We start from the raw sequence: 26,019 nt of genomic DNA, 5'->3' as shown, positions 1-26,019 counted from the left end.
GATTCGCGGTTGTTTTTCTGAAATAAAGATAGTGAAACGTAAGGAGGATATAAATGTCCAAACACACCTCTCCTCTTGAAGAGCAATTGTGGGACACATGGATAAAGAATAAAGATAACGAGACAGCTGACAAATTAATTAAGAAATACTTATATTTAGTTAATTTTCATGTGAGTCGAATTTCCACCCATTTACCCGGCAGTGTCAGCAAAGATGATATAAAAAGCTTAGGTCTGATCGGCTTATATGATGCGCTTAAAAAATTTGATCCTGACCGGGACTTGAAATTCGATACATATGCTTCTTTCCGTATCCGGGGAATGATACTCGATGGGCTTCGGAAAGAGGATTGGCTGCCCAGGTCTGTACGCGACAAAGCTAAACAGGTAGAACAGGCGATGCAGGAATTAGAACAAAAACATCAACGGCCGCCCGCTTCCTCTGAAGTTGCAGCATACTTAAAGATATCGGAAAAAGAGGTAGAAGATGCTGTAAAAGACACTTTGTTTGCGAATGTTTTATCCATGGAAGAGAAGACAAAAGACGGTTCAAATGATCATAAAGAGGGTATTGGCTATACACTTCCAGACACACATTCTACAACGCCGGAGCAGCGGTTGATCAAGCAGGAAGACTTTGGCGAATTAGAAGAAGGCATCAAACAATTAAACGAAAATGAACAAATGGTAGTAAGTTTGTTTTATAAAGAAGAACTGACATTAACGGAAATTGGGCAAGTTCTCGGCTTGACTACCTCCAGAATTTCTCAAATCCATCGTAAAGCAATTTTTAAACTGAAAAACTCATTATCTTTATTAAGGATGGCTGATTAACAAACGCTATCCTTTTGCCTGTTTTAAGAAAAGTTATATGATTGTAGCAGGAATTGTTTATCAGGAAAGCGAAATACTGGATAAAGTCTCATTAGCGGTGCTGGAAATTTCCAATGTTGCTATACAACCCAGATCAACTTCCTATAATCCAGAGTAAAGGAAGCGATGATGATGAGCTGGAAATCAGTTGAAATGCAAGTGGCGCTGCCTAGAGTGCAGGATGCAGGGAAAATCCAGGAGCAAATGCAGCAACGGGGTCAGCATCTTCAGGATAGTGTGGCAGTTGCACAGCAAACTATCGATGAAAAAAGGAAAAAGCAAGTAAATGAGTTTGAAAGAAAAGATAAACTTCATAACAAAAAGAAACAAGAAAAGGAAAGCTTTCAAGGAAACCAGGAACAAGAGGGAGATTCACATGAAAAGCAAGAATCAGAGCACCCTTTCCTTGGCAAGCAAATAGATTACAGCGGTTAGAAGGGATAACATGCTTACATTTTTAGTATTATTTAGTTTGATTTTGCATTTGCTTTCATTCATTGTTATTAGATTTTTGTTTCAGAAAATCCAAAATCAAACCGACGCTGCACCCCAAACAACGGAGTCAGCCAAACAGACGGAGGAACTATTAAGCGCTTATTTACATGAATTTCGCGAAGAAAACAATCGTTTAATTAATGAAATTCTACAGGAAAAAAATCCTGCCTCTCCTGAACAAACGAATAATAACCAACCCGCACTAACGGAAAAAAACAACAACGGCCGCCTTAACAAGGCATACGGTAATCCGCCGGCACAGCCGGAAGCCGAAACACCATATATGCCTCCCCTGAGTGATGAGCAAGAAGACATCGTGGAAGAATCTGCTGCCGCGAAAGTATATTCATTGTATGATCGTGGCTATTCTATTGAAGAGATTGCCAAAAAGCTGAACCTCGGTAAAACAGAAGTAGAGCTTATGGTAAAATTTCATCGAAAAAACTGATATTATGCTTGATTGCACGAAACACCTGTGGTATATTTACTTTTGGTGTTAATACACACGCTTGTAGATTCAAGGGGGAGGTGCTGGCAATTAGCTAGTTCCTGCTTGAAAAGGACGCAGGCGGAGGAAAAAAACCATTTAGGAGGAAATTATTCATGGCAGTTATTTCAATGAAACAACTACTTGAAGCTGGTGTTCATTTTGGACATCAAACACGCCGCTGGAACCCTAAGATGAAGAAATATATCTTCACTGAGCGTAACGGCATTTACATTATTGACCTGCAAAAAACGGTGAAAAAGGTCGATGAAGCGTACAAATACGTAAAAGACATTGCTGCAGACGGTGGTACTGTTCTTTTCGTCGGTACAAAAAAACAAGCACAGGAGTCTGTGCGTGACGAGGCAATCCGCTCTGGGATGTACTTTGTCAACCAACGTTGGTTAGGAGGAACTCTTACCAACTTCCAGACAATCCGTAAACGCATCAATCGCTTGAAAGATATTGAGCGTATGGAAGAAGACGGTACTTTTGACGTCCTTCCTAAAAAAGAAGTAGTCGGATTGCTTAAAGAAAAAGAACGTCTTGTTAAATTCTTAGGCGGAATCAAAGAAATGAACAAGCTTCCTGATGCTTTGTTCATCATTGATCCACGTAAAGAGCGCATTGCTGTAGCAGAAGCTCATAAATTGAACATTCCGATTATAGGAATTGTTGATACAAATTGTGATCCTGATGAAATCGATTATGTAATTCCGGCAAACGATGACGCTATCCGTGCTGTCAAACTTCTTACCTCTAAAATGGCTGATGCTATTTTGGAAGCGAAACAAGGAGAAGCGGAAGAGGAAGCAGAAGTCGAAGAGCCAGTTAAAGAAGAAACGGAAGCAGCACAAGAGTAAGAAAAAGGTTGTAAGGGTGATAAGGGGGGGACCTTTTATCACCTTTTTTTAAGAGACTCGAAAATACCGAGGCCTATCAAGCCTTGGTCTACCATAAGGAGGAAATTAATAATGGCTGTAACTGCTAAAATGGTAAAAGAACTGCGTGAAAAAACAGGCGCAGGGATGATGGACTGCAAAAAAGCTTTACAAGAAACCGACGGAGATATTGAACAAGCGATTGATTTGCTTCGTGAAAAAGGTATTTCAAAAGCTGCTAAAAAAGCAGACCGCATCGCGGCAGAAGGTTCTGCACATATCGAAGTTAAAGGAAACAGCGCTGTATTACTTGAAGTGAATTGTGAAACAGATTTTGTTACAAAAAATAACCAATTCAAAAATTTGCTTGCCGAATTAGGAAAACATCTTATCGAGCAAAAACCAGAATCAGTAGAGGCTGCTTTAGAACAAAAGCTTCATGGTGAAGGGGAAAATTTACAAGAATACATTAACTCCAATATTGCAAAAATCGGTGAAAAACTATCCTTGCGCCGTTTTACCATTGCTGAAAAAACTGACAATGATGCATTTGGTGCGTACTTGCATATGGGTGGAAGCATCGGTGTTTTGACTGTTGTAGAAGGAACGACAGATGAAGCCGTCGCTAAAGATGTAGCTATGCATGTAGCTGCTGTCAACCCTCGTTACGTTTCCCGTGATGAAGTGTCTGAAGAAGAAGTGGAAAAAGAGCGTGAATTACTTAAAACACAAGCCCTTAACGAAGGAAAGCCTGAGCATATTGTCGAGAAGATGGTTGAAGGACGCCTAGGCAAATTCTTCGAAGAAATTTGCTTGCTAGAGCAGAGCTTTGTTAAAGATCCAGACCAGAAGGTCAAAAAATATGTAGAAGATAAAGGTGCTTCATTAAAAGGCTTTATCCGCTACCAAGTAGGCGAAGGTATGGAGAAACGCGAAGACAATTTTGCCGAAGAGGTTATGAGCCAAGTGAAAAAGTAGTTGGTTTATGAAATGGGGGACACATTGTGTTCCCTTTTTCCACATCATACTATCCTTGCGTAATAACAGACGTTTTTCGCCTTTTTGTAAGAAGGATAAAGATGCTTGTTTTTCAAAAATATTCATTTTAAAATATATACATACACTATGGAGGTAACTTATGACTACTGCACGCTACCGAAGAATTGTTTTAAAATTAAGTGGAGAAGCTCTTAGCGGAGAGCAAGGTTATGGAATAGAACCGAAAATCATCCAGTCAGTTGCAGACCAGGTTAAAGAGGTTGCCGAATTAGGTGTAGAAGTCGCCGTTGTTGTCGGTGGTGGGAACATCTGGCGGGGAAAAGTCGGTAGTGAAATGGGTATGGATCGTGCGAATGCCGATTATATGGGAATGCTTGCTACAGTCATGAATTCTCTTGCTCTTCAAGACAGCTTAGAAAACTTCGGCATCCCAACAAGAGTTCAGACATCCATTGAAATGCGGCAGGTGGCGGAGCCATATATCAGAAGGAAAGCGATTCGCCATTTGGAGAAAAAACGGGTCGTTATTTTTGCTGCCGGCACAGGGAATCCATATTTTTCTACAGATACGACCGCAGCCCTGCGGGCGGCTGAAGTAGAAGCAGATGTCATTTTGATGGCAAAAAATAACGTTGATGGTGTATATACAGCCGATCCAAAGACTGATAAAAATGCAGAAAAGTATGAAGAGCTTTCGTATTTGCAAATCTTAAATGAAGGATTAGCTGTAATGGACTCCACTGCATCTTCTTTGTGTATGGATAATGACATTCCACTGCTCGTCTTCTCTATCATGGAAGAAGGCAACATCAAAAAAGCAGTTTTAGGTGAAAAAATCGGAACAATTATAAGGGGGAAATAACCATGTCACAAGCAATCATTAAAGACACTAATGAAAAAATGACGCAAGCAGTACAAGCATTTTCTAAAAACCTGGCATCCGTAAGGGCTGGCAGAGCTAACCCTTCTATTTTAGATAGTGTATACGTCGATTATTATGGAGCTTCAACACCATTGAACCAATTGGCGACTGTATCAGCTCCTGAAGCCCGACTATTAGTAATAACTCCGTTTGATAAATCGTCAGTTGGCAACATCGAAAAAGCAATACAAAAAGCTGATTTAGGTCTCTCACCTTCCAGCGATGGAAATGTGATTCGAATCAACATCCCTGCTTTGACAGAAGAACGCCGTAAAGACTTGGTTAAAGTTGTTGGAAAATATGGGGAAGAGGCTAAAGTACAAGTGAGGAATATCCGCCGTGACTCTAATGATCTTTTGAAGAAATCCGAGAAAAATGGAGATCTGACAGAAGATGAACTAAGAGGTTTCCAGGACGATGTCCAAAAGGCTACAGACAAGCATATTGCTGATATTGATCAATTGGCAAAAGAAAAAGAAAAAGAAATTATGGAAGTTTGAGTATATAACATGTAAAATACTATATATAAAAAGACCCTCTTTACTAAGGGGGTTTTTGCACGTTAAGAAAATAATACACATGACTAGCAACGGAAAGATTGTATCGCAGCTATACCGCTAGTTTAATCGCAAGGCTGTTATGGAGGATTACTATGCCAATCAAACTTCCCTTTATAAAAAAGAAAGATAAGGTTACAAAAAATAATATTGAACTACAAAAAGATGCATTACCCAAGCATGTTGCCATTATTATGGACGGAAATGGAAGATGGGCGAAAAAACGTGGTCTGCCGCGCATGGCTGGACACAAAGAGGGAATGACTAATGTCAAAAAAATTGTGGCTGCTGCAGCGGGTCATCAGCTGGAAACCCTGACGCTCTACGCTTTTTCCACAGAAAATTGGCGGCGGCCTAAACGGGAAGTCGACTATTTAATGAAACTGCCGATGGAGTTTCTGAATACATATTTGCCAGAATTGATTGAAAAAAACGTAAGGGTGCAGACGATCGGTTATTTTGACGGCTTACCTATTCACACTAAAGAGGCAGTTCAAAAGGCAAAAGACCAAACAAAAGACAATACTGGATTAATCCTCAATATAGCTTTAAACTATGGTAGTAGAAACGAAATTATTGAAGCTATGAAAAACTTCATGAAAGATGTAGAGGCAGAGGAAAGGTCCATTGATGAATTAACCGAGGACTCATTTGCTAATTACTTATTTACAGATGACATAAAAGATCCCGATTTATTGATTCGCACTAGCGGTGAGCAAAGGCTGAGCAATTTCTTATTGTGGCAGTCGGCCTATACAGAACTCTGGTTTACAGAAGTGCTTTGGCCTGATTTTGACGAACAATTATTTGAAAAAGCATTAACAGATTATCAAAAGAGAAAACGCCGTTATGGTGGTATATAAGGTGATGAGAATAAATGAAACAAAGGATAATAACAGCTGTAATTGCTATCCTTTTATTTTTTCCAATTGTATTTTTTGGAGGATGGCCGTTTAAAACACTAGTATATATAATAGCAACAATAGGGGTTTTAGAGTTGCTGAAAATGAGGATGACTGTAAATTATGTAGTGCCGTTTGCCCTTACCATCCTTTTATTATGGGCTTTATTAATCCCATTGACAGAGCATGAAATCATGGACTTACTGCAAATAAATAAAACCGAAATGACCTTGACCGCAGTGCTGCTGTTATTGTCCTATACCGTTTTGGTAAAGAACAAGTTTACCTTTGAAGATGCAGGTTTTCTCGTGTTATCTGCTATTTATGTTGGAACTGGTTTTTACTATTTCATGGACGCTAGAGAAGCAGGACCGGAGTTTATATTTTATGGTATTATCGTGGTCCTTGCGACGGATACCGGAGCGTATTTTTGTGGACGGGCTTTCGGACGGAGAAAATTATGGCCGGAAATTAGTCCAAACAAAACAATTGAGGGAGCTGTTGGAGGCGTAGTGCTGGCTTGTGTAGTTGCAGTGATTTTCCACTTGATTTTCCCGCTCCCACACAACCTGGGTATTATTGTGTTTGTAACCATCCTGGCTTCTTTTGTGGGACAAATCGGTGATCTGGTAGAATCGGCTTTCAAAAGATATTACGACGTGAAAGATTCCGGGAATCTTCTTCCTGGCCATGGAGGAATTTTAGATCGGTTTGACAGTTGGTTGTTCATTTTTCCATTATTGCACTTGATACATTTTATTTCATAGGCTTGAATAGATATAGGAGCGTGTCACATGAAAAACATTTCACTTTTGGGAGCGACCGGATCAATTGGTTTGCAAACCCTTGAAGTTATTAGGGAGCACCCGCAGGAATTTTCTTTATATGCTATGGCTTTCGGTAAGAATATCGAAAAAGCTTTGCCGATTATTAAAGAATTCAAACCTTCTCTAGTGGCAGTAAGTGATGAACAATCACGTAGAGCATTATTGGCTGAGCACCCACGTTTAGAAGTGATTGCCGGAAATGAAGGTCTAGAGGTTATCAGTATAGAGCCAGCAGTCGATGTAGTCGTCAATGCTGTCATGGGAAGTGTCGGACTGCAAGCAACATTAAAAGCAATTGAAGCAAAAAAACAGGTAGCACTTGCAAATAAAGAAACACTTGTAACAGCAGGACATTTAGTGATGGAAAAGGCGAAAAAACATGGGGTGGAGCTGCTGCCTGTCGACAGTGAACACTCTGCAATTTTTCAAAGTTTAAACGGCGAAGCAAGAAACGATATCAGAAAAATTCTCTTGACTGCGTCAGGAGGGAGTTTTCGTGATAAATCAAGACAAGATCTTGCCGATGTGACTTTGGATGATGCATTAAAACACCCTAATTGGAGCATGGGAGCGAAAATCACCATTGATTCTGCGACAATGATGAATAAAGGCCTTGAAGTGATTGAAGCCCACTGGCTTTTCGATGTGCCATATGAAGAAATCGATGTAGTCCTCCACAAAGAAAGTGTTATTCATTCCATGGTAGAATATAAAGACAATAGTGTTATTGCACAGCTGGGAACACCAGATATGAGGGTTCCCATTCAGTATGCCTTGGCATATCCTTCCAGGCTTGAATTACCTAAGTCAAAAAGGTTAGACTTAATTGAAATAGGCAAGCTCCATTTTTCCGAGATGGACCAGCAAAGGTTTCCTTGCTTGAGAATGGCTTATGACGCCGGAAAAGAAGGAGGAACAATGACTACGGTTCTTAATGCAGCAAATGAAATAGCGGTCGAGATGTTCCTAACTGGAAGGATTTCTTTTCTGGAAATAGAAGAATTGATTCAAAGGGCAATGGACAAACACGAAACAATCTCACGCCCGGATTTAGGGACGATATTGGAAGTTGATCATCAAACGAGAACAAAGGTGTTATCCTATTTAGATTAAAGGAAGGTGCATCATTTGAATACAATTATTGCATTCATATTAATGTTTGGTCTACTCGTATTCGTACATGAGTTTGGCCACTTCATTATTGCTAAACGGGCGGGCATGCTAGTGCGCGAATTCGCGATTGGATTCGGCCCAAAAATATTCTCCCATAAAAAGACTGAAACACTTTATACGGTAAGACTGCTGCCAATTGGGGGCTATGTGCGAGTTGCCGGAGAAGACCCTGAAATCATTGAATTAAAGCCTGGACAGCATATTGGGTTGGAATTCAATCAAGAAGGGGCAGTCAATAAGATCATCGTCAACAATAAGTCTAAGCACCCGCAAGCAAGGGTGATTGAGGTAGAGCATGCTGATCTTGATCATCGATTGATTATCGAAGGTTATGAAATAGATGAAGAAGAGAAATTAACATTTCCAATCGATCCAAAGGCCGATTATGTAATGGATGAAATAGAAACACAGATTGCTCCTTACGATCGCCAATTTGCTTCCAAAACATTACCACAAAGGGCAATGCAGCTCTTTGCCGGTCCATTGATGAATTTTCTGCTGGCAGCTGTCATCTTTTTGCTGTTGGGCCTTATTCAAGGTGTGCCTGCAGACAAAGCCATTATTGGCAATGTAGTATCTGACAGTCCTGCTGAAGAGGCTGGTTTTCAGGATGGGGATGAGGTAGTTCAGATTGGAGAAACTTCCATATCTACTTGGGACGAGTTCACTGAAATCGTCCGGGATCATCCGGAAGAAGAGTTATCGATGACTGTACAACGAAGCAATCAACAAGTAGAACTAGAAGTGGTTCCAAGGAGCCAGGTCACTCAGGATGTGGAGATTGGACAGATTGGGGTCCAGGCATACTTTGAAAAGTCTTTATTTAAGGCAGTTCCTTACAGCATTAACCAGACTTATGAATGGACCAAGTTAATCCTCGTCAATTTAAGTAAGTTAGTAACAGGGCAATTTTCGCTTGATATGCTTTCAGGGCCAGTAGGAATTTATGACGCAACCGATCAAGTGGTTCAGACTGGCATACTTAATTTGCTCATGTGGACATCAGCACTAAGTATCAATTTAGGAATCATCAATCTGTTGCCATTGCCTGCCCTTGATGGAGGAAGGCTTCTATTTGTCGGAATTGAAGCTGTCAGAGGCAAGCCGGTGGATCCACATAAGGAAGGCATTGTCCATTTTGTCGGGTTTGCACTGCTTATGCTGTTAATGATAGTTGTTACTTGGAATGACATCCAAAGGTTGTTTTTGTAATTTACATGCAAAAAAAATAAGCTAGCTTCCCCCTTCAGGGAGGAAGCTAGACTTTTCCACGTACATATATCGAATACCCACATTACAAGAGAGATAGAGGTGACATAAACATGAAACAGAGCGAGATGCTAATCCCAACATTTAAAGAGGTGCCTGCCGATGCTGAAATAAAAAGCCATCAGCTGCTCGTAAGGGCTGGTTTCATTCGTCAGACAGCGTCAGGTGTTTATAGTTTTCTGCCTTTAGGAAAAAAGGTACTACGCAAAGTGGAAGACATCGTCAGGCAGGAAATGGACCAAACAGGAGCAAATGAAATGGTCATGCCTGCAATGCAGCCGGCCGAACTGTGGAAGGAAACGGGGAGATGGAATAACTTCGGGCCCGAATTGATGCGATTGAACGACCGTCATGACCGGGAGTTTGCTTTAGGCGCTACACATGAAGAAGTTATAACAAGTATTGTAAGAGATGAAATAAAAAGTTATAAAAGACTTCCCTTGACTGTTTACCAGATCCAGACAAAATTCAGAGATGAAAAACGACCCAGATTTGGTTTGCTGAGAGGTAGAGAGTTTATCATGAAAGATGCTTATTCGTTTCATGATTCTTACGATAGTTTGGATAATACTTATCAACGTATATTTGATGCTTATTCGACTATATTCCAACGCTGTGGGCTTAATTTCCGGGCAGTCATTGCGGATTCGGGAGCGATGGGCGGAAAGGATACGCATGAATTTATGGTATTATCTGAGGTTGGAGAAGATACAATAGCATACTCAGATAGTTCTGACTATGCAGCAAATGTAGAGATGGCTCCCGTAATTGCTGATTACCAGAAAAGTCAGGAATCCGAGGAACCCCTTCAATTAGTGGAAACGCCGAACCAAAAGACAATGCAGGATGTTGCCGAGTTTTTGAACCATCCACTGGAAAAAGGGCTGAAAGCATTAATGTTTAAAGTGGATGACAGGCTGGTTCTTGTAGTAACACGCGGGGATCATGAAGTAAATGATATTAAACTGAAAAACCTATTCAAGGCTGAAAGCGTAGAATTAGCTACGGAAGAGGAAACTAAAGCTGCTGCCGGAGCTGGTTTTGGTTCGCTGGGACCAATAGGGATTGCAGAAGGTATCGACATTGTAGCGGATAATGCTGTTGAATATACAACGAATGTATCCTGCGGCGCTAATAAGGATGGCTTTCACTATTTAAACGCCAATCAAGGGCGCGATTTTACTATTGATACATATGCTGACCTTCGTTTTATCAAAGAAGGAGATCCTTCTCCTGATGGAGTTGGCAAGATTCAATTTGCTAAAGGAATTGAAGTAGGGCATGTCTTCAAATTAGGAAGTTTTTATGCGGAAAGAATGGGTGCATCGATTCTAAATGACCAGGGGAAATCACAGACAATGGTGATGGGGTCTTATGGTATTGGTGTATCACGGACGCTAGCTGCAATTGTGGAACAGCACCACGATGAAGATGGCATGGTATGGCCGGCGAATATTGCTCCATTCCAAGTACACCTATTGGCGATGAATATGAAAAAAGACGATCAAAAACAGCTGGCAGAAAAACTGTATCATTCCTTGAGTCAAGCTGGAATAGAAGTGTTGTTTGATGACCGGAAAGAAAGAGCTGGAGTTAAATTTGCAGATAGCGACCTTATTGGAATTCCATTAAGAATAACTGTCGGTAAACGGGCTGAAGAGGGAATCGTAGAAGTAAAGCATCGTACAGGCGCAGACAAGACCGAGCTGCACGAATCTGAATTGCTGGAGCAAATCAAAACTTTACTATAAAAAATGGTTATTTAAAACCCTTGTCTGATTCATAATGACAAGGGTTTTAATAAGTAGTAAACTATTACAATAAGTGATTTTTTAAAGAATATTATTTATTTGCTTTGCTGCCGCCTTGGCAGTGGATTGCAAGATGAATGGTTTAGGAAACGGGGAGGAAGAAGAATGGACATATCCAGCAAAGAAAAACTCGGCTTACTGCTGAAGCAGATTGATATGCCCGAAGATTTAATTGATTTACATTTTAAGGATAGTTATCTATCTAAGTTAGAAGTTTATACAAAAGAGAAGCTTTGGCATTTTCATATAAACGTTACCAATATATTACCTCCTGCAGTATATCGACTATTTGCTTTGAAACTGAAGGAAGCTTTTTCGCAAATTGCTTCAGTGGACTGGACCATATATGCAGAAAATAAAGTGTTGGCAGAAGAGGATGTTTGTGAATATTGGAAAGAATTTGTCCACTCCTTAACGGATCTCTCTCCAGCTTATCGGGATTTAGTCCATGAGCAAAAACCCAAAGTGGACGGGAATAAGATTATGTTAACCTCTCGCAATCAAGCAGAGGCAAGTGCATTAAAAAAAAGGCTGGAGCCAGGCTTCAAAAGTTATTGCCAGCAAATTGGGGCATTGACTTATACGCTCTCTGTAGATGTTGGAAATGAGTTGGAAAACATCCAAAAATTTAGAGAGCAAAAGGCACTGGAAGATCAGAAGCTTGTTCAAAAAGCGGTGAAAGAGAGACAGGATAGGGAGAAACAGAAAGCAGAGGGTGCCTTTGAAGGGCCATTGATGATTGGGTACAACATTCAAGACGAGATTGTGCAAATGGAAAATATCCTTGAAGAGGAAAGAAAAATGGCCATCCAAGGCTATGTTTTTGACGCTGAAGTAAGAGAATTGCGGTCTGGCAGGCATTTGCTGATTGTGAAAGTTACTGATTATACGGATTCCTTCCAATTAAAAATGTTTTCGAAAGGCGACCAGGACGCCGAGAAATTTGCCAGAGTGAAAAAAGGAATGTGGGTAAAAGCGCGTGGAAGTATCCAAACGGACAATTTCACAAATGAACTGACGATGATGGTACAGGATATTAACGAAATAAAACCGGAAAAAAGAAAAGACAAAGCAGATGATGGCGAAAAAAGAGTAGAACTTCATTCCCACACGGCAATGAGCCAGATGGATGCTGTTGTATCAGCCAGCAGTCTGGTTGAACAAGCAGCAGAGTGGGGCCACCAGGCAATAGCCATTACAGATCATGCGGTTGTTCAATCATACCCAGAAGCCTATGCTGCCGGTAGTAAGCACGGCATAAAAATCATCTACGGCCTTGAAGCTAATGTAGTCGATGATGGTGTGCCAATTGCTTATAACGAAAAAGATCTGATTCTAGAGGATGCAACCTACACTGTATTTGACGTAGAAACCACTGGTCTTTCAGCTGTTTATGACACAATCATTGAATTGGCTGCAGTAAAAATAAAAGACGGCGAAATTATTGACCGGTTTGAGTCGTTCGCCAATCCTCATCATGCGTTATCACAAACTACGATAGATTTGACTGGAATCACCGATGACATGGTCAATAATGCACCAGAAGTCAGTGAAGTCATGCGGGACTTTCACGAATGGATGGGAGACTCGGTGCTTGTTGCGCATAATGCCAGCTTCGATATGGGCTTTTTGAATGAAGGGTTGAAAAAGATAGGCTACCAAAAAGCAGAAAACCCAGTAATCGATACTCTGGAGTTAGCGCGGTTTCTGTATCCGTCCCTTAAAAATCACCGGTTGAACACTCTATGTAAAATGCTTGATATTGAACTGACCCAGCATCACCGGGCTATTTATGATGCGGAAGCGACTGGATATCTTTTATGGAAACTACTGAAAGAATCATTCAACAAAGAGATAGTAAACCATAACCAATTTAATCAGCATATGGGGGAAGGTAAGGCTTACCAACGGTCCAGGCCGTTTCATTGCACACTACTTGCTGCCAATGAAGTTGGCTTGAAAAATATTTATAAGCTTGTCTCCATGGCGCATGTCGATTACTTTTATCGTGTCCCGCGGATCCCGAGATCGCAATTACAAAAGTTCCGGGAGGGAATCCTTGTTGGTTCTGGCTGTGATAAAGGGGAAGTATTTGAAACAATGATGCAAAAGTCAAAGGAAGAAGCAGAAAAAGCTGCCGAATTTTATGACTATATTGAAATTCAACCACCTTCCAATTATTATCATTTGATTGAGAAAGAATTGATCGGTAATGAAGCACAATTATTTGATATACTGAAAAACCTGGTCGATATGGCAGAAAGCATGGGAAAGAAAGCCGTTGCGACGGGAAACACGCATTATATAGACCAACAGGATAAACTGTACAGGCAAATTTTAATCTCATCACAAAGCGGCAACCCGTTAAGCAGGCAGACTCTGCCCGACGTCCACTTCCGGACAACTGATGAAATGCTGGAATGTTTTGACTTTTTAGGCAAACAAAAAGCAAGAGAGGTAGTGGTCGCCAATAGCCAATCGATTAATGATTTGATCGAAGAGATTGTCCCTGTAAAAGAAGACCTCTACACTCCAAATATCGATGGTGCGGAAGAAGAGATCAGAGAAATGAGTTATAGCATGGCTAAAAGCATTTATGGCGAAGAGCTGCCTGAATTAGTAGTGAAACGTATTGAAAAAGAACTTGATAGCATTATTGGCCATGGTTTTGCGGTTATTTACTTAATTTCCCACAAACTTGTTAAAAAATCATTAGAAGATGGTTATCTAGTAGGTTCGCGTGGTTCAGTCGGTTCTTCGTTGATAGCTACCTTAACGGAAATCACAGAAGTAAATCCGCTTCCTCCGCATTACGTCTGTCCATCGTGCAAATATAATGAATTTTTTAATGATGGTTCAGTCGGGAGCGGTTTTGACTTGGATGACAAAGACTGCCCTAAATGCGGAAGTCCTTTGAAGAAAGATGGACAGGATATTCCGTTTGAAACTTTCCTTGGCTTTAAAGGGGATAAAGTACCGGATATTGATTTGAACTTCTCCGGAGAGTATCAGCCAAAGGCCCATAATTATACGAAGGTTTTGTTCGGAGAGGATAATGTTTACCGGGCTGGAACTATCGGCACGGTTGCTGAAAAAACAGCCTATGGATATGTTAAGGGCTATGCCAGTGACCATCAGCTGCAGTATAAGAATGCGGAAGTTGACCGGTTAGTGCAAGGCTGTACAGGCGTTAAACGAACCACAGGACAACACCCCGGCGGTATCATTGTTGTCCCGGATGATAAAGAAATTTACGATTTCACTCCGATCCAATTTCCTGCTGATGATCGGAATTCCGAATGGAAGACCACTCATTTTGACTTTCATTCTATTCATGATAACTTGTTGAAATTAGATATACTGGGACACGATGATCCTACTGTGATAAGAATGCTTCAGGATTTAAGCGGTATTGATCCAAAAACGATACCCACAGACGATCCGGAAGTAATGAAAATATTTTCCGGTCCTGAGGCTTTGGGTGTTACTCCAGAGCAAATTAATTGTAAGACAGGAACATTAGGAGTACCGGAATTCGGAACAAGGTTTGTCCGTCAGATGCTGGAAGATACCAATCCAAAGACATTCGCCGAATTGGTTATTATATCGGGGCTTTCCCATGGAACCGATGTATGGCTGGGAAATGCGCAGCAATTAATCAATGATGGTATTTGCAATCTTCCCGATGTAATTGGATGCCGGGATGACATTATGGTTTATTTGATGCATAAAGGTTTGGATGCATCTCTGGCATTTAAAATCATGGAATTTGTCCGTAAAGGGAAAGGTCTGCAAGATGAATGGATAGATGAAATGAAAAAACACGGCGTCCCTGATTGGTATATTGAATCATGTAAGAAAATTAAATATATGTTCCCTAAGGCTCACGCTGCTGCCTATGTATTAATGGCAGTCCGGATTGCTTACTTTAAAGTCCATTACCCTATATTCTTTTATTCTGCTTATTTCACAGTAAGAGCAGGAGACTTTGAACTGGATACAATGATCAAAGGCTCAGAAGCAATCAAAAAACGGATTCAGGAAATAACAGCCAAAGGAAATGATGCTTCGCCAAAAGAAAAAAACCTGTTGACTGTCCTGGAAATATCCCTGGAGATGAATGCCAGAGGATTTTCGTTCCAGAAAGTCGATTTGTACAAGTCCAGTGCGACAGATTTCCTTGTAGAAGGCGATACTTTAATTCCGCCCTTTAACGCAGTAGACGGCCTGGGTACAAATGCAGCTCTCAATATTGTAAAAGCAAGAAAAGAAGGAGAATTTCTCTCAAAAGAAGATTTGCGCGAAAGAAGTAGAATTTCGAAGACTGTGCTCGAATATTTAGATAATCATGGTTGTTTAGAGGGTATGGCAGATGCCAATCAGTTATCCCTGTTCTAATCAGAGGTTAATTAGAGCATTGCTAATGAAGCGGTTAATCTTGCATTAAATTGTTAGATATGGTATATTTTTTACGGTAAGCATTGATACGCAAGTAAGAAAGAGTGGGCGAACCCCACTCTTTCTTCATACCTATTTCTTTTTTTCTGCAATGGAACTCGCTTTTGACGGAACACAGACGGGGCATCATCACATGCCTGGGACTTTATTGTGTAAAGACTGTCACTGCTTGATTAGGATTTTGCTTTATTCCTCCGTTTGTCATTATTTAGAGTTTTTACACTGCAATAGGAGAAGCTGATAAAGTTCCCTTGTCAATTAACTAAATGACAAGGGTTTTGTAATTAATGTGGCGGAAAGCGTGAATATCCAGGCAATTGAAATGAAACAGCGGCTAATTGAGTATACTACTTCTAACCAAAAACAATAGTAGAACTTTTTAATTGTAGTAAAAAGGAGGGAAACAATTGAGTTCGAAAGTTACCGAAACAACCGAAAAATTGGTTCAGCCAATTTTGGCGGATATGAACTTGAACCTGGTAGACATTGAATTTGAAAAAGAAGGAAAAAATTGGTTTCTGCGTGTATATGTAGATAAAGAAGGCGGAGTTGATATCGAGGAATGCGGTCAGGTTTCTGAACAACTAAGCGAAAAACTTGATGAAGAAGATCCAGTATCGGCTCCTTATTTTTTAGAGGTATCTTCTCCCGGAGCAGAACGCCCGCTGAAAAAACCAGAAGATTTAAAAGCTAATATTAATAAAAAAATACATGTAAAGCTATACGAGAAATTGGATGGCGAAAAAGAGTACGAAGGTATCCTTAAAGATTTTCAAGAAGATACTATCTTACTGGAAATTATAGTGAAAACCCGAAAAAAAGAGATACAAATACCGTTTGAGAAGGTAGCTAAAGCACGGCTGGCGGTATCATTTAATTAAAGGGGGAAAAAACGGTGAGCAGTGAGCTTTTTGATGCGATCGACTATTTGGAGAAAGAAAAAGGGATTGACAAAGATATCCTTATGGAAGCCTTAGAGGCTGCTCTTATCTCCGCTTATAAAAAGAACTTCAAATCTGCCACTAATGTACGAGTGGATTTAAATGAACAAACTGGCAGCATGCATGTTTATGCCAGGAAAGACATTGTTGAGGAAGTAGAAGACTCCTTGCAGCAGGTTTCCATTGAGGAAGCAAAGCAAAAGGATCCTAATTATGAAATTGGCGATGTCATCGAAGTAGAAGTAACACCGAAAGACTTTGGAAGAATTGCAGCCCAAGCAGCTAAACAAGTCGTTACACAGCGGGTGAGGGAAGCAGAGCGCGGTGTCATCTTCAGCGAATATGCTGATCGGGAAGAAGACGTCATGACAGGTATAATTCAAAGAAAGGATCCTCGTTTTATCTATGTCAATTTAGGCAAAATTGAAGCGAGGTTACCTGAGGGAGAACAAATGCCTGCAGAGCATTACGAAGTCCATGACCGATTGAAAGTTTTGGTCACGAAGGTGGAAAACACCAATAAAGGGCCGCAAATTTATGTTTCCCGGACCCATCCAGGCTTGTTAAAGCGGCTTTTTGAAATGGAAGTACCCGAAATTTATGATGGTACAGTAGAAATCAGGTCTGTCGCACGTGAAGCCGGTGATCGTTCCAAGATATCGGTCTATGCAGCAGACCCGGAAGTGGATCCCGTTGGTTCTTGTGTCGGCCAGCGCGGGCAAAGGGTCCAGACGATTGTAAACGAATTAAAAGGTGAAAAAATCGATATCGTGGAATGGTCCGAAGATCCGATTGTTTACGTATCTAATGCCCTCAGTCCTTCAAAGGTTGTCGAAGTGCTGGTGAATGAGGAAGATAAAGCTACAACGGTTATTGTCCCTGATTATCAGTTATCTCTGGCAATAGGCAAGCGTGGGCAGAATGCCAGACTGGCAGCAAAGTTAACCGGCTGGAAAATCGATATTAAGAGCGAAAGTGAAGCACGGGAAGAAGGCTTATTGCAAGATAAAGCGCAAGAAGATTTACTTGACGATGCTTATTCAGATATTGACGAAGATCCATTTGAATAAGGGGTGGGATGAAAATGGCAGCAACCAGGAAAGTTCCTCTTAGAAAATGCATAGTGACTCAGGAAATGAAACCAAAAAAAGAACTAATCCGTGTGGTCCGAAATAAAGAAGGCGAAGTTTTTGTCGATACTACTGGCAAGAAAAATGGCCGGGGAGCATACCTTTCTAGAAGTTTGGAAGTTGTTCAATCAGCAGAAAATAGTGGAATTTTAAAGCGGCATTTAAATACAGACATTGATCCAACAGTTTATGATGAGTTAAAAAACATTATTGAGGGTAAGAAAATTGAGTAAAGATTATCTGAATTTATTAGGCCTTGCCTTTCGGGCGGGAAAGCTTTCACTCGGAGAAGAGGCCATTATACGCGACATTCAGAGACAGAAGGCGAAACTAGTTCTTATAGCGAGAGATACGGGAGTACAAACGAGGAAAAAAATCACAGATAAGTGCCTGTACTACAAAATTCCTTTGATAGAAGTTGACGACCGGGAAACTATTTCACAAGCTATCGGAAAGTCGGGAAGAGTGGCTGTTGCTATTCTTGATACTGGATTCGCCGCTAAATTGACATCGTTACTCGATGAATCTATTCGGGGGTGAACGTATGAGTAAAACAAGAGTTTACGAATATGCAAAGAAAAAAAATCTATCCAGCAAAGTGGTTATAGATAAAATGAAGGAATTGAATATTGAAGTTGCCAACCATATGTCGACTATTTCACAGGACACTGTCCAGAAACTAGATAACGCATTTGATGGCGGCAGCCGTGAGAAAAAACAAGCGCAGCCTGAAAAACCGGTTAGCGGCGATAGTTCATCTAATCAAACAAGCGCTAATTCAAAAAACAAAAAACCAAATAATAAACAAGGCAGTAATTCAGCGAAAAGACCACAAAATAATCAAGGCGGCAATAAACCTAGTGGAAAAGGGAACAACAACAAGAACAAAAAACGCAATAACGGAAGAGCTTCTAACAATAACAATCAATCCCAAGCTCCTAAAAAAGCGACACCCGAGAATATCACATATACTGACACTTTGACGGTTAGTGAATTAGCAGAGAAACTCAACAAGGATACAGCTGAAATCATTAAAAAGCTGATGTTCCTTGGGGTTATGGCGACAAAAAACCAGGACTTGGATAAAGATTCAATCGAGCTAATCTGTGAAGAGTATGGAGTTACCGCAGAGCAAGTGGTGGAAGTAGATGAAATCGACTTGGACAACTTCAAAACAGAAGAAAAGGCTGAAGATTTGATCGAACGTCCAGCTGTTGTTACTATCATGGGTCACGTAGATCATGGTAAAACCACTTTATTGGATTCGATTCGTGATACAAAGGTGACTGAAGGTGAAGCAGGCGGTATCACCCAGCATATCGGAGCCTATCAAGTCGAAGATAATGGAAAAAAAGTCACATTTCTTGATACACCGGGCCATGCCGCTTTTACTAGCATGAGATCCCGCGGTGCACAGGTAACAGATATAGCTATTTTGGTGGTAGCAGCTGATGATGGAGTTATGCCGCAAACCGTGGAAGCAATAAACCATGCGAAAGCAGCAGAAGTGCCAATCATTGTAGCTGTGAACAAAATGGATAAAGAAGGAGCCAATCCAGATCGGGTGATGCAGGAACTGACCGAGCATGAACTTATACCGGAAGACTGGGGCGGCGATACAATTTTCGTTCAGTTATCTGCCATTAAACGCGAGGGCATTGACGATTTATTAGAAATGATCCTGCTTGTTTCCGAAGTGGAAGAATTAAAAGCAAATCCTAATAGTAATGCAAATGGAACCGTTATTGAAGCACAGCTTGATAAAGGCCGTGGTTCTGTAGCAACCTTGCTTGTCCAAAATGGAACATTGCATGTGGGTGATGCCATCGTCGTAGGAAATACTTATGGAAGAGTCCGGGCAATGGTAAATGACTTAGGGCGCCGGGTTCAAGCTGCAGGGCCTTCGACACCAGTGGAAATTACCGGCTTGAATGAAGTTCCGGCTGCTGGTGATCAATTTGTCGTCTTTTCTAACGAGAAGCAAGCACGACAGGTAGGGGAAGCGAGACAACAAAAGCAAATTGAAGAAAAGCGTACAGATAAAGCGAAAGTCAGTCTTGATGATTTGTTTGAACAAATTAAACAAGGGGAAGTTAAAGACATAAACCTTGTTTTGAAAGCAGACGTTCAAGGTTCCGTAGAAGCATTAGCTTCATCACTCAAAAAGATAGATGTTGAAGGCGTAAAGGTAAATATCATCCACACAGGTGTGGGGGCCATTGCTGAATCAGATATTATACTTGCTTCAGCATCAAACGCTATCGTGATTGGTTTTAATGTTAGACCTGATAATAATGCTAAAAAAGCGGCTGAAACTGAAAAAGTAGATGTCCGTCTACATCGAATTATCTATAAAGTGATCGAGGAAATCGAAGCAGCAATGAAAGGGATGCTCGATCCGGAATTCGAAGAAAAGGTAATCGGCCAGGCTGAAGTTCGTGAAATCTTCAAGGTATCCAGAATCGGGACAATTGCAGGAAGCTATGTTACCGATGGAAAGCTTACCCGTGATGCAGGAGTACGTGTCATCCGTGATGGCGTAGTCCTTTATGAAGGGGAAATAGATACCTTAAAGCGGTTTAAGGACGATGTGAAAGAAGTTGCTCAAAATTATGAGTGCGGCATTACAGTTAAAAACTTCAATGATATTAAAGAGGGCGATGTTTTTGAAGCCTATGTCATGCAGGAAATCAAGCGCGTATGATATTAGTCGCTGAAGTGGACTGTTTTATTTATGATTCTCATTCTTTAAAACAAAAGCGTTCGGTGATAAAAAGAATAATAACAAGGCTGAAAAATGATTATAATATTGCTGTAAGCGAAATAAACCATCAGGATTTGTGGCAGCGGACGCAAATCGGGCTGGTCACTATATCAAATGATAAGGTCCAAGCAGAAAGGGTTATCAATCAAGCGTTAAAGCTTATCGATTCCTTTCCGGAAATAGAACGAGGAACCACCGACTTAGAGTGGTTGTAGGCAAGATAACTTTCCCTCCACATTAATAGAGGTGATAGAAAATGAATGAATTACGAGCAAATCGTGTAGGGGAACAAATGAAGAAAGAACTTGGAGATATAATTGGACGTAAGATCAAAGATCCGCGGGTAGGCTTTGTAACAGTAACCGACGTGGAAGTCTCAGGTGACTTGCAACAGGCTAAAGTGTTTATTTCTGTACTTGGCGAAAATAAACAAAAACAAGATACACTTGTCGGCCTCGCTAAAGCGAAAGGGTTTATTCGGTCTGAGATAGGAAAAAGGATCCGTTTGAGGAAAACTCCTGAACTTTATTTTGAATTTGACGAAGCAATTGAAAAAGGGAACAGGATTGAGCATATTCTGCGTCAGATCAATGATACAGAGGAATGAGCAAGTATTTTGATGCTGCCTTTGGATACGGAAAACCCTTGTTAGTAATTTACAAGGGTTTTTCCTTTGTTTTAAAAGAGGAGGACTACTAATAAGACTGTTAAAGTTACAGGTGGAGGGAATTTAAATGGATGGTATACTGCCATTATGGAAACCAAGAGGGCTTACTTCTCATGACTGTGTGGCTAGGCTTAGGCGCTTATATGGTACAAAAAAGGTTGGTCATACAGGCACATTGGATCCAGAAGTAGAAGGCGTCCTGCCGATCTGTATCGGACAGGCAACCAAGTTAGTACCTTATCTTACCGAAACGAAAAAGACCTATATTGCTGAAGTCACTTTAGGGGCCGCCACCGAAACAGAGGATAGCCATGGAGCTATCATAGAATCAGTTCCTGTAAACCAACCGGTAGGTATTGAAAAGATAAATAGTGTACTTACCGAATTCCATGGAGAAGTTAAGCAGACTCCCCCTATGTACTCTGCTGTAAAAGTTCAGGGACGGAAATTATATGAGTATGCAAGGCAAGGTTTGACCATAGAAAGGCCCGAGAGGACCATTCGTATATTTCGAATCGAACTGCTTTCTAATGAGGAAGCGGTTAAAAATGGGACACAGCAGTTTCAGTTTAAAGTTGAGTGTTCCAAGGGGACCTATATTAGAACCTTATGTACCGATATTGGGTCAGCGCTAGGTTATCCGGCTCATATGTCTGACCTGGTTAGAACCCAAACAGGCTCCTTTACTAGAGAAAACAGTTATACGCTGGAAGATGTAGAACAGGCTAGAGCACTAAATACCCATCTATCTTTACTGCTTCCATTGCAGGCAGGCGTCGAACACTTAGATGTATTGTATGTAGAAGAAAACATTGCTGCTAAAATATACCATGGGCAAAAGCTTAAAATTCCCAGTGAAGCTCCAAGCGGTGACAGCTTTCGGGTCCAGCTAGGAGATAAATTATTGGCAATATACCAGTACCATCCAACTGAACATGGTATGATTAAACCATTAAAAGTCTTTCATTATGATTGAAAAAGTAGGTGAATTGTTATGAAAACCATCCAGCTATCCTATCCACATCAAATAGAAAAAGCAAGTACACCAGCAACAGTGGCGGCAATTGGCTTCTTTGACGGAATCCACAGGGGCCATCAGAAAGTGATTAAAACAGCAGCCGATTTGGCTAAACGCCAAAATCTTACGAGTGCTGTCATTACCTTCCATCCTCATCCTTCCGTCGTTTTAAAAAAGGACAAACAGCATGTAAGCTATCTGACTCCAATGGAAGAAAAAAAGCACATACTTTCACAATTAGGAATAGACAGACTGTATGTGATAACATTTAACAAACAATTGTCCAATTTGGAGCCGCAGGCATTTGTCGATCAATTTCTGATCGGATTACATATTAAGCATTTGGTGGCTGGTTTTGATTTTAGTTATGGACATAAAGGTCAAGGGTCAATGGAAACCATTTCCGAGCATGCAAGAGGTGAATTCTCGTTTACTAAGGTTGAAAAAGTAAGGGACAAGCAGGAAAAAATAAGTTCAACATTGATCAGGCAACATCTGCTATCTGGCGATGTAGAAGAGGCAAACCATTTATTAGGCCGTCCTTTAACAATCAAAGGAGAAGTAGTGGAAGGTGATAAAAGGGGCCGGACCATTGGATTCCCTACAGCTAATTTGTCATTGTCGGAAAATTATTTTTTACCTAAGCCGGGAGTTTATGCTGTCACTGTTGGATATCAGGGCAGGCTGCTCAAAGGGATGGCTAACCTGGGGTATAAACCAACATTCAATGAAGAAGTAAATCAACCTGCTCTTGAGGTTCATTTATTTGATTTTCAAGAAGATTTATATGGCAGTGAGTTAACGGTTGAATGGCGGATGTTCATTCGGGAAGAGTTTAAATTTGATGGTGTAGACAGCCTGGTAAGCCAGCTGACAAGAGATGAGCAAAAAATTCGCACTTATCTTCAAGAGATTTAGTGTAATTACTTGCAATTTATCAACAAAAGAGTTAATCTAAAATACGGAAACCATCGCTTGGCAACGCGAAACTCCGACGCTTGCTAGGGGATTGGGGATTTTACATTTACAGGAGGTGAAAAGGATGGCAATCACACAAGAACGTAAAAATGAGATCATTAATGATTTCAAAACACACGATAATGACACTGGTTCTCCAGAAGTTCAAATCGCTGTCCTAACGGAAGAAATAACTAACTTGAATGAGCATTTGCGTGTTCATAAAAAAGATCACCACTCTCGTCGTGGTCTATTAAAAATGGTAGGTAAACGCCGTAACTTGTTGAACTACCTTCGCGCTAAAGACGTAACACGTTATCGCGATTTAATAAAGAGACTTGGCCTTCGTCGCTAAGTTTGTTCAGGGAAAGCGGGAGAATTCCCGCTTTTTCTGTACTTAAAAACGAATACATAGAGCAATCTTTAACTAGAGGGTTAAAGAGACAGGGGTTTTTCCTGCTCTTTGAACAACCTTTTATCCAAAGGGTCTCTTGGAACATGATGCTGCTTTCGATATTTCGAGAGGTAAGAAAGGTTCCCATACGCCACTTCTCTATGGAGTAGTATGTAATCATAACAAACGGCAAGACTTAAATTAGAAGTGTAAGTCATGCCGAGTATTACTGCATTGTGGGTTTCAGCCCGCATTGCTCATATTGCAAGTCTGATTTTTATTGAGAGGAGTATAATACATGGCAGAAAAGAAAGTGTTTACTACGGAAATTTCCGGTCAGCCTTTTACAGTGGAGATCGGAGAATTAGCTAAACAAGCCAATGGAGCTTGTATGATTCAATATGGAGATACCTCTGTATTAACAGCTGCTACAGCATCCAATGAACCAAAAGATTTACCTTTTTTCCCTTTGACTGTAAATTATGAAGAGCGTTTATATGCAGTTGGAAAAATTCCAGGAGGTTTTATCAAGCGGGAGGGCCGTCCTAGTGAGAAAGCGATTTTGGCGTCCCGGTTGATAGACCGGCCGATTCGCCCGTTATTCGCGGACGGTTTTCGTAACGAAGTACAAGTTATAAGCACTGTGATGAGTGTAGACCAAAACTGTTCCTCAGTTGTCGCAGCGATGATAGGCTCCTCTTTAGCATTGGGAGTATCTGATATACCTTTTGGCGGTCCGATTGCTGGAGCGATTGTAGGGAGAGTAGACGGAGAATTTATCATCAATCCTTCCGTCGATCAATTAGAAAAAAGTGATATTAATCTTACAGTTGCTGGAACGAAGGACGCCATCAACATGGTGGAAGCGGGTGCTGAAGAAGTGCCCGAAGAAATAATGCTGGAAGCGATTATGTTTGGCCATGAAGAAATAAAAAGATTGGTTGCTTTCCAGGAAAAAGTAATTGCCGAAGTAGGCAAAGAGAAAAAAGAAGTGAAACTGTTCGAATTGGATGAAGCGTTCAGTGCAGAAGTTGAAGAAAAAGCGAAAGCTAAATTGGTCCAGGCGATTCAGGTGCAGGAAAAGCATGCCCGTGAACTAGCGATTGACGAAGCTAAACAAGAAGTAATTGCCAGTTACGAGGAAGCTGAAGCTGACGAAGAAACCATCAAACAAGTTAAAGCTGTTTTGGACAAACTTGTAAAAGAAGAAGTACGGCGCTTAATTACGAAAGAAAAAATCCGTCCTGACGGCCGTAAAGTTGATGAAATTCGCTCGTTGTCTTCACGAATCGGTGTACTTCCAAGGACTCATGGGTCTGGCCTGTTTACCCGGGGACAAACACAGGCATTGAGTGTATGTACACTCGGAGCTTTAGGGGACGTACAAATTCTAGATGGTTTGGATTTAGAAGAGTCCAAGCGTTTTATGCACCATTACAATTTCCCGCAGTATAGTGTAGGGGAAACAGGACCAATCAGAGGACCTGGCCGCCGCGAAATAGGGCACGGGGCTTTAGGGGAAAGAGCATTGGAAGTAGTAGTGCCATCAGAAAAAGAATTCCCTTATACGATTCGTTTAGTTTCGGAAGTTCTTGAATCCAATGGTTCGACCTCCCAAGCAAGTATATGTGCCAGTACGCTGGCGATGATGGATGCAGGGGTTCCGATTAAGGCGCCTGTTGCAGGTATCGCCATGGGCTTGATCAAACAGGGGGAAGATTATTCCATCCTTACCGATATTCAAGGCATGGAGGACTTTCTTGGTGACATGGATTTCAAGGTTGCCGGTACTGCTAATGGGGTAACTGCATTACAAATGGACATAAAAATTGAAGGGTTATCAAGAGAAATCCTGGAAGAGGCATTGACGCAAGCTAAGAAAGGCCGTATGGATATTTTAGGCCATATGCTTGAGACAATTGGTTCACCAAAAGAAGAATTATCCGCGTACGCACCGAAAATTCTTACTATGGAAATTAATCCTGATAAGATCCGCGATGTCATCGGGCCGAGTGGTAAGCAAATTAACAAAATAATCGAAGATACCGGTGTAAAGATTGACATTGAACAGGATGGCCGGGTATTCATTTCATCTACCGAATCTGATATGAACCAGAAGGCTAAGAAAATTATCGAAGACCTGGTAAAAGAGGTCGAAGTCGGCGAAATGTACCTTGGAACAGTGAGACGCATCGAAAAATTTGGTGCCTTTGTTGAATTATTTAAAGGGAAAGATGGGTTAGTCCATATTTCCGAGCTTGCTGAAGAAAGAATCGGTAAAGTGGAAGATGTCGTTTCGATCGGTGACCAAATCATGGTCAAAGTAAAAGAAATCGATAACCAAGGACGAGTCAACTTATCGCGGAAAGCAGTGTTACTGGAACAAAAGCAAGAGAACGAAAAATAAAAAGATGGGAAATAGCGGTTTGCTGAGAATCATCTGAAAGCAGCGGTTATTTCCATCTGAAAATTTTATACTTGTTCAAGTGTAAAAC

At 40.9% G+C, this 26,019-nt stretch carries 24 protein-coding genes; all 24 read left to right on the top strand.

Annotated elements, in window-relative coordinates; genetic code table 11:
- Positions 1–53: 53 nt before the first annotated feature.
- Positions 54–833, top strand: coding sequence for a FliA/WhiG family RNA polymerase sigma factor (locus BLR93_RS02010; protein WP_093210700.1), 780 nt, complete (start codon positions 54–56; stop codon positions 831–833).
- 171 nt (positions 834–1,004) lie between these two features.
- A complete protein-coding gene (locus BLR93_RS02005) occupies positions 1,005–1,307 on the top strand; it encodes a hypothetical protein (RefSeq protein WP_093210698.1) in 303 nt (100 codons plus the stop codon).
- Positions 1,308–1,317: 10 nt separating this feature from the next.
- The gene (locus BLR93_RS02000; protein ID WP_093210696.1) at positions 1,318–1,815 is read left to right on the top strand and encodes a DUF6115 domain-containing protein; all 498 of its coding nucleotides are present in this window, start codon (positions 1,318–1,320) and stop codon (positions 1,813–1,815) included.
- A 155-nt stretch (positions 1,816–1,970) separates the two neighbouring features.
- Positions 1,971–2,717 (top strand): 30S ribosomal protein S2, encoded by a 747-nt coding sequence (gene rpsB, locus BLR93_RS01995; RefSeq protein WP_093210694.1) that lies wholly within the window; start codon positions 1,971–1,973, stop codon positions 2,715–2,717.
- Between the two features lie 111 nt (positions 2,718–2,828).
- Positions 2,829–3,713 carry a translation elongation factor Ts gene (tsf, locus tag BLR93_RS01990; RefSeq protein ID WP_093210692.1) on the top strand — a complete coding sequence of 295 codons (885 nt, stop codon included), beginning with the start codon at positions 2,829–2,831 and terminating at the stop codon, positions 3,711–3,713.
- 160 nt (positions 3,714–3,873) lie between these two features.
- The gene (gene pyrH / locus BLR93_RS01985; protein ID WP_093210690.1) at positions 3,874–4,596 is read left to right on the top strand and encodes a UMP kinase; all 723 of its coding nucleotides are present in this window, start codon (positions 3,874–3,876) and stop codon (positions 4,594–4,596) included.
- A 2-nt stretch (positions 4,597–4,598) separates the two neighbouring features.
- Positions 4,599–5,156, top strand: a complete 558-nt coding sequence (gene frr, locus BLR93_RS01980) for a ribosome recycling factor (RefSeq protein WP_093210688.1) — start codon at positions 4,599–4,601, stop codon at positions 5,154–5,156.
- A gap of 152 nt (positions 5,157–5,308) precedes the next feature.
- Entirely contained in the window at positions 5,309–6,076 is a 768-nt protein-coding gene (locus BLR93_RS01975) for an undecaprenyl pyrophosphate synthase (protein WP_093210686.1), read from the top strand.
- Between the two features lie 14 nt (positions 6,077–6,090).
- Positions 6,091–6,882, top strand: a complete 792-nt coding sequence (locus BLR93_RS01970; protein WP_093210684.1) for a phosphatidate cytidylyltransferase — start codon at positions 6,091–6,093, stop codon at positions 6,880–6,882.
- A 27-nt stretch (positions 6,883–6,909) separates the two neighbouring features.
- Complete coding sequence (gene dxr / locus BLR93_RS01965; protein ID WP_093210682.1) at positions 6,910–8,055, top strand: 1-deoxy-D-xylulose-5-phosphate reductoisomerase; 1,146 nt, start codon at positions 6,910–6,912, stop codon at positions 8,053–8,055.
- A 15-nt stretch (positions 8,056–8,070) separates the two neighbouring features.
- Complete coding sequence (rseP, locus tag BLR93_RS01960; protein ID WP_093210680.1) at positions 8,071–9,327, top strand: RIP metalloprotease RseP; 1,257 nt, start codon at positions 8,071–8,073, stop codon at positions 9,325–9,327.
- Between the two features lie 110 nt (positions 9,328–9,437).
- Positions 9,438–11,135 carry a proline--tRNA ligase gene (locus BLR93_RS01955; RefSeq protein ID WP_093210678.1) on the top strand — a complete coding sequence of 566 codons (1,698 nt, stop codon included), beginning with the start codon at positions 9,438–9,440 and terminating at the stop codon, positions 11,133–11,135.
- Between the two features lie 165 nt (positions 11,136–11,300).
- Positions 11,301–15,593: a PolC-type DNA polymerase III gene (locus tag BLR93_RS01950; RefSeq protein ID WP_093210676.1), complete on the top strand. Its 4,293-nt coding sequence runs from the start codon at positions 11,301–11,303 to the stop codon at positions 15,591–15,593.
- 467 nt (positions 15,594–16,060) lie between these two features.
- Entirely contained in the window at positions 16,061–16,534 is a 474-nt protein-coding gene (gene rimP, locus BLR93_RS01945) for a ribosome maturation factor RimP (protein WP_093210674.1), read from the top strand.
- Between the two features lie 14 nt (positions 16,535–16,548).
- Positions 16,549–17,664 (top strand): transcription termination factor NusA, encoded by a 1,116-nt coding sequence (gene nusA / locus BLR93_RS01940; RefSeq protein ID WP_093210672.1) that lies wholly within the window; start codon positions 16,549–16,551, stop codon positions 17,662–17,664.
- A gap of 14 nt (positions 17,665–17,678) precedes the next feature.
- Complete coding sequence (gene rnpM, locus BLR93_RS01935; protein WP_093210670.1) at positions 17,679–17,957, top strand: RNase P modulator RnpM; 279 nt, start codon at positions 17,679–17,681, stop codon at positions 17,955–17,957.
- Positions 17,950–18,264, top strand: a complete 315-nt coding sequence (locus BLR93_RS01930) for a YlxQ family RNA-binding protein (RefSeq protein ID WP_093210668.1) — start codon at positions 17,950–17,952, stop codon at positions 18,262–18,264. The genes rnpM and BLR93_RS01930 overlap by 8 nt, the downstream gene beginning before the upstream one ends.
- Positions 18,265–18,268: 4 nt before the next feature.
- Positions 18,269–20,428, top strand: coding sequence for a translation initiation factor IF-2 (infB, locus tag BLR93_RS01925; RefSeq protein WP_093210666.1), 2,160 nt, complete (start codon positions 18,269–18,271; stop codon positions 20,426–20,428).
- Entirely contained in the window at positions 20,425–20,703 is a 279-nt protein-coding gene (locus BLR93_RS01920; RefSeq protein WP_093210664.1) for a DUF503 domain-containing protein, read from the top strand. Before infB ends, BLR93_RS01920 begins: the two co-directional genes overlap by 4 nt.
- Positions 20,704–20,744: 41 nt before the next feature.
- Positions 20,745–21,095 (top strand): 30S ribosome-binding factor RbfA, encoded by a 351-nt coding sequence (gene rbfA, locus BLR93_RS01915; protein WP_093210662.1) that lies wholly within the window; start codon positions 20,745–20,747, stop codon positions 21,093–21,095.
- A 127-nt stretch (positions 21,096–21,222) separates the two neighbouring features.
- Positions 21,223–22,131, top strand: a complete 909-nt coding sequence (gene truB, locus BLR93_RS01910) for a tRNA pseudouridine(55) synthase TruB (RefSeq protein ID WP_093210660.1) — start codon at positions 21,223–21,225, stop codon at positions 22,129–22,131.
- 18 nt (positions 22,132–22,149) lie between these two features.
- Positions 22,150–23,091: a bifunctional riboflavin kinase/FAD synthetase gene (locus tag BLR93_RS01905; protein ID WP_093210658.1), complete on the top strand. Its 942-nt coding sequence runs from the start codon at positions 22,150–22,152 to the stop codon at positions 23,089–23,091.
- Positions 23,092–23,215: 124 nt separating this feature from the next.
- Positions 23,216–23,485, top strand: coding sequence for a 30S ribosomal protein S15 (rpsO, locus tag BLR93_RS01900; protein ID WP_093210656.1), 270 nt, complete (start codon positions 23,216–23,218; stop codon positions 23,483–23,485).
- Positions 23,486–23,822: 337 nt separating this feature from the next.
- The gene (gene pnp / locus BLR93_RS01895) at positions 23,823–25,931 is read left to right on the top strand and encodes a polyribonucleotide nucleotidyltransferase (protein WP_093210654.1); all 2,109 of its coding nucleotides are present in this window, start codon (positions 23,823–23,825) and stop codon (positions 25,929–25,931) included.
- Positions 25,932–26,019 lie beyond the last annotated feature (88 nt).

This window comes from Sediminibacillus albus, from assembly GCF_900101125.1.
In the GTDB taxonomy this organism is placed as follows: Bacteria; Bacillota; Bacilli; order Bacillales; family Amphibacillaceae; genus Sediminibacillus; species Sediminibacillus albus.
The sequence above is the reverse complement of the archived record's forward strand: the minus strand, read 5'-3'. Positions and strand labels throughout refer to the sequence as shown.

What these genes read in the sequence shown, in the direction of transcription:
- BLR93_RS02010 (WP_093210700.1), top strand. Translation starts at nt 54, where the DNA reads ATGTCCAAACACACCTCTCCTCTTGAAGAGCAATTGTGGGACACATGG.
- BLR93_RS02005 (WP_093210698.1), top strand. Translation starts at nt 1,005, where the DNA reads ATGAGCTGGAAATCAGTTGAAATGCAAGTGGCGCTGCCTAGAGTGCAG.
- BLR93_RS02000 (WP_093210696.1), top strand. Translation starts at nt 1,318, where the DNA reads ATGCTTACATTTTTAGTATTATTTAGTTTGATTTTGCATTTGCTTTCA.
- rpsB (WP_093210694.1), top strand. Translation starts at nt 1,971, where the DNA reads ATGGCAGTTATTTCAATGAAACAACTACTTGAAGCTGGTGTTCATTTT.
- tsf (WP_093210692.1), top strand. Translation starts at nt 2,829, where the DNA reads ATGGCTGTAACTGCTAAAATGGTAAAAGAACTGCGTGAAAAAACAGGC.
- pyrH (WP_093210690.1), top strand. Translation starts at nt 3,874, where the DNA reads ATGACTACTGCACGCTACCGAAGAATTGTTTTAAAATTAAGTGGAGAA.
- frr (WP_093210688.1), top strand. Translation starts at nt 4,599, where the DNA reads ATGTCACAAGCAATCATTAAAGACACTAATGAAAAAATGACGCAAGCA.
- BLR93_RS01975 (WP_093210686.1), top strand. Translation starts at nt 5,309, where the DNA reads ATGCCAATCAAACTTCCCTTTATAAAAAAGAAAGATAAGGTTACAAAA.
- BLR93_RS01970 (WP_093210684.1), top strand. Translation starts at nt 6,091, where the DNA reads ATGAAACAAAGGATAATAACAGCTGTAATTGCTATCCTTTTATTTTTT.
- dxr (WP_093210682.1), top strand. Translation starts at nt 6,910, where the DNA reads ATGAAAAACATTTCACTTTTGGGAGCGACCGGATCAATTGGTTTGCAA.
- BLR93_RS01955 (WP_093210678.1), top strand. Translation starts at nt 9,438, where the DNA reads ATGAAACAGAGCGAGATGCTAATCCCAACATTTAAAGAGGTGCCTGCC.
- BLR93_RS01950 (WP_093210676.1), top strand. Translation starts at nt 11,301, where the DNA reads ATGGACATATCCAGCAAAGAAAAACTCGGCTTACTGCTGAAGCAGATT.
- rnpM (WP_093210670.1), top strand. Translation starts at nt 17,679, where the DNA reads ATGGCAGCAACCAGGAAAGTTCCTCTTAGAAAATGCATAGTGACTCAG.
- infB (WP_093210666.1), top strand. Translation starts at nt 18,269, where the DNA reads ATGAGTAAAACAAGAGTTTACGAATATGCAAAGAAAAAAAATCTATCC.
- BLR93_RS01920 (WP_093210664.1), top strand. Translation starts at nt 20,425, where the DNA reads ATGATATTAGTCGCTGAAGTGGACTGTTTTATTTATGATTCTCATTCT.
- rbfA (WP_093210662.1), top strand. Translation starts at nt 20,745, where the DNA reads ATGAATGAATTACGAGCAAATCGTGTAGGGGAACAAATGAAGAAAGAA.
- truB (WP_093210660.1), top strand. Translation starts at nt 21,223, where the DNA reads ATGGATGGTATACTGCCATTATGGAAACCAAGAGGGCTTACTTCTCAT.
- BLR93_RS01905 (WP_093210658.1), top strand. Translation starts at nt 22,150, where the DNA reads ATGAAAACCATCCAGCTATCCTATCCACATCAAATAGAAAAAGCAAGT.
- rpsO (WP_093210656.1), top strand. Translation starts at nt 23,216, where the DNA reads ATGGCAATCACACAAGAACGTAAAAATGAGATCATTAATGATTTCAAA.
- pnp (WP_093210654.1), top strand. Translation starts at nt 23,823, where the DNA reads ATGGCAGAAAAGAAAGTGTTTACTACGGAAATTTCCGGTCAGCCTTTT.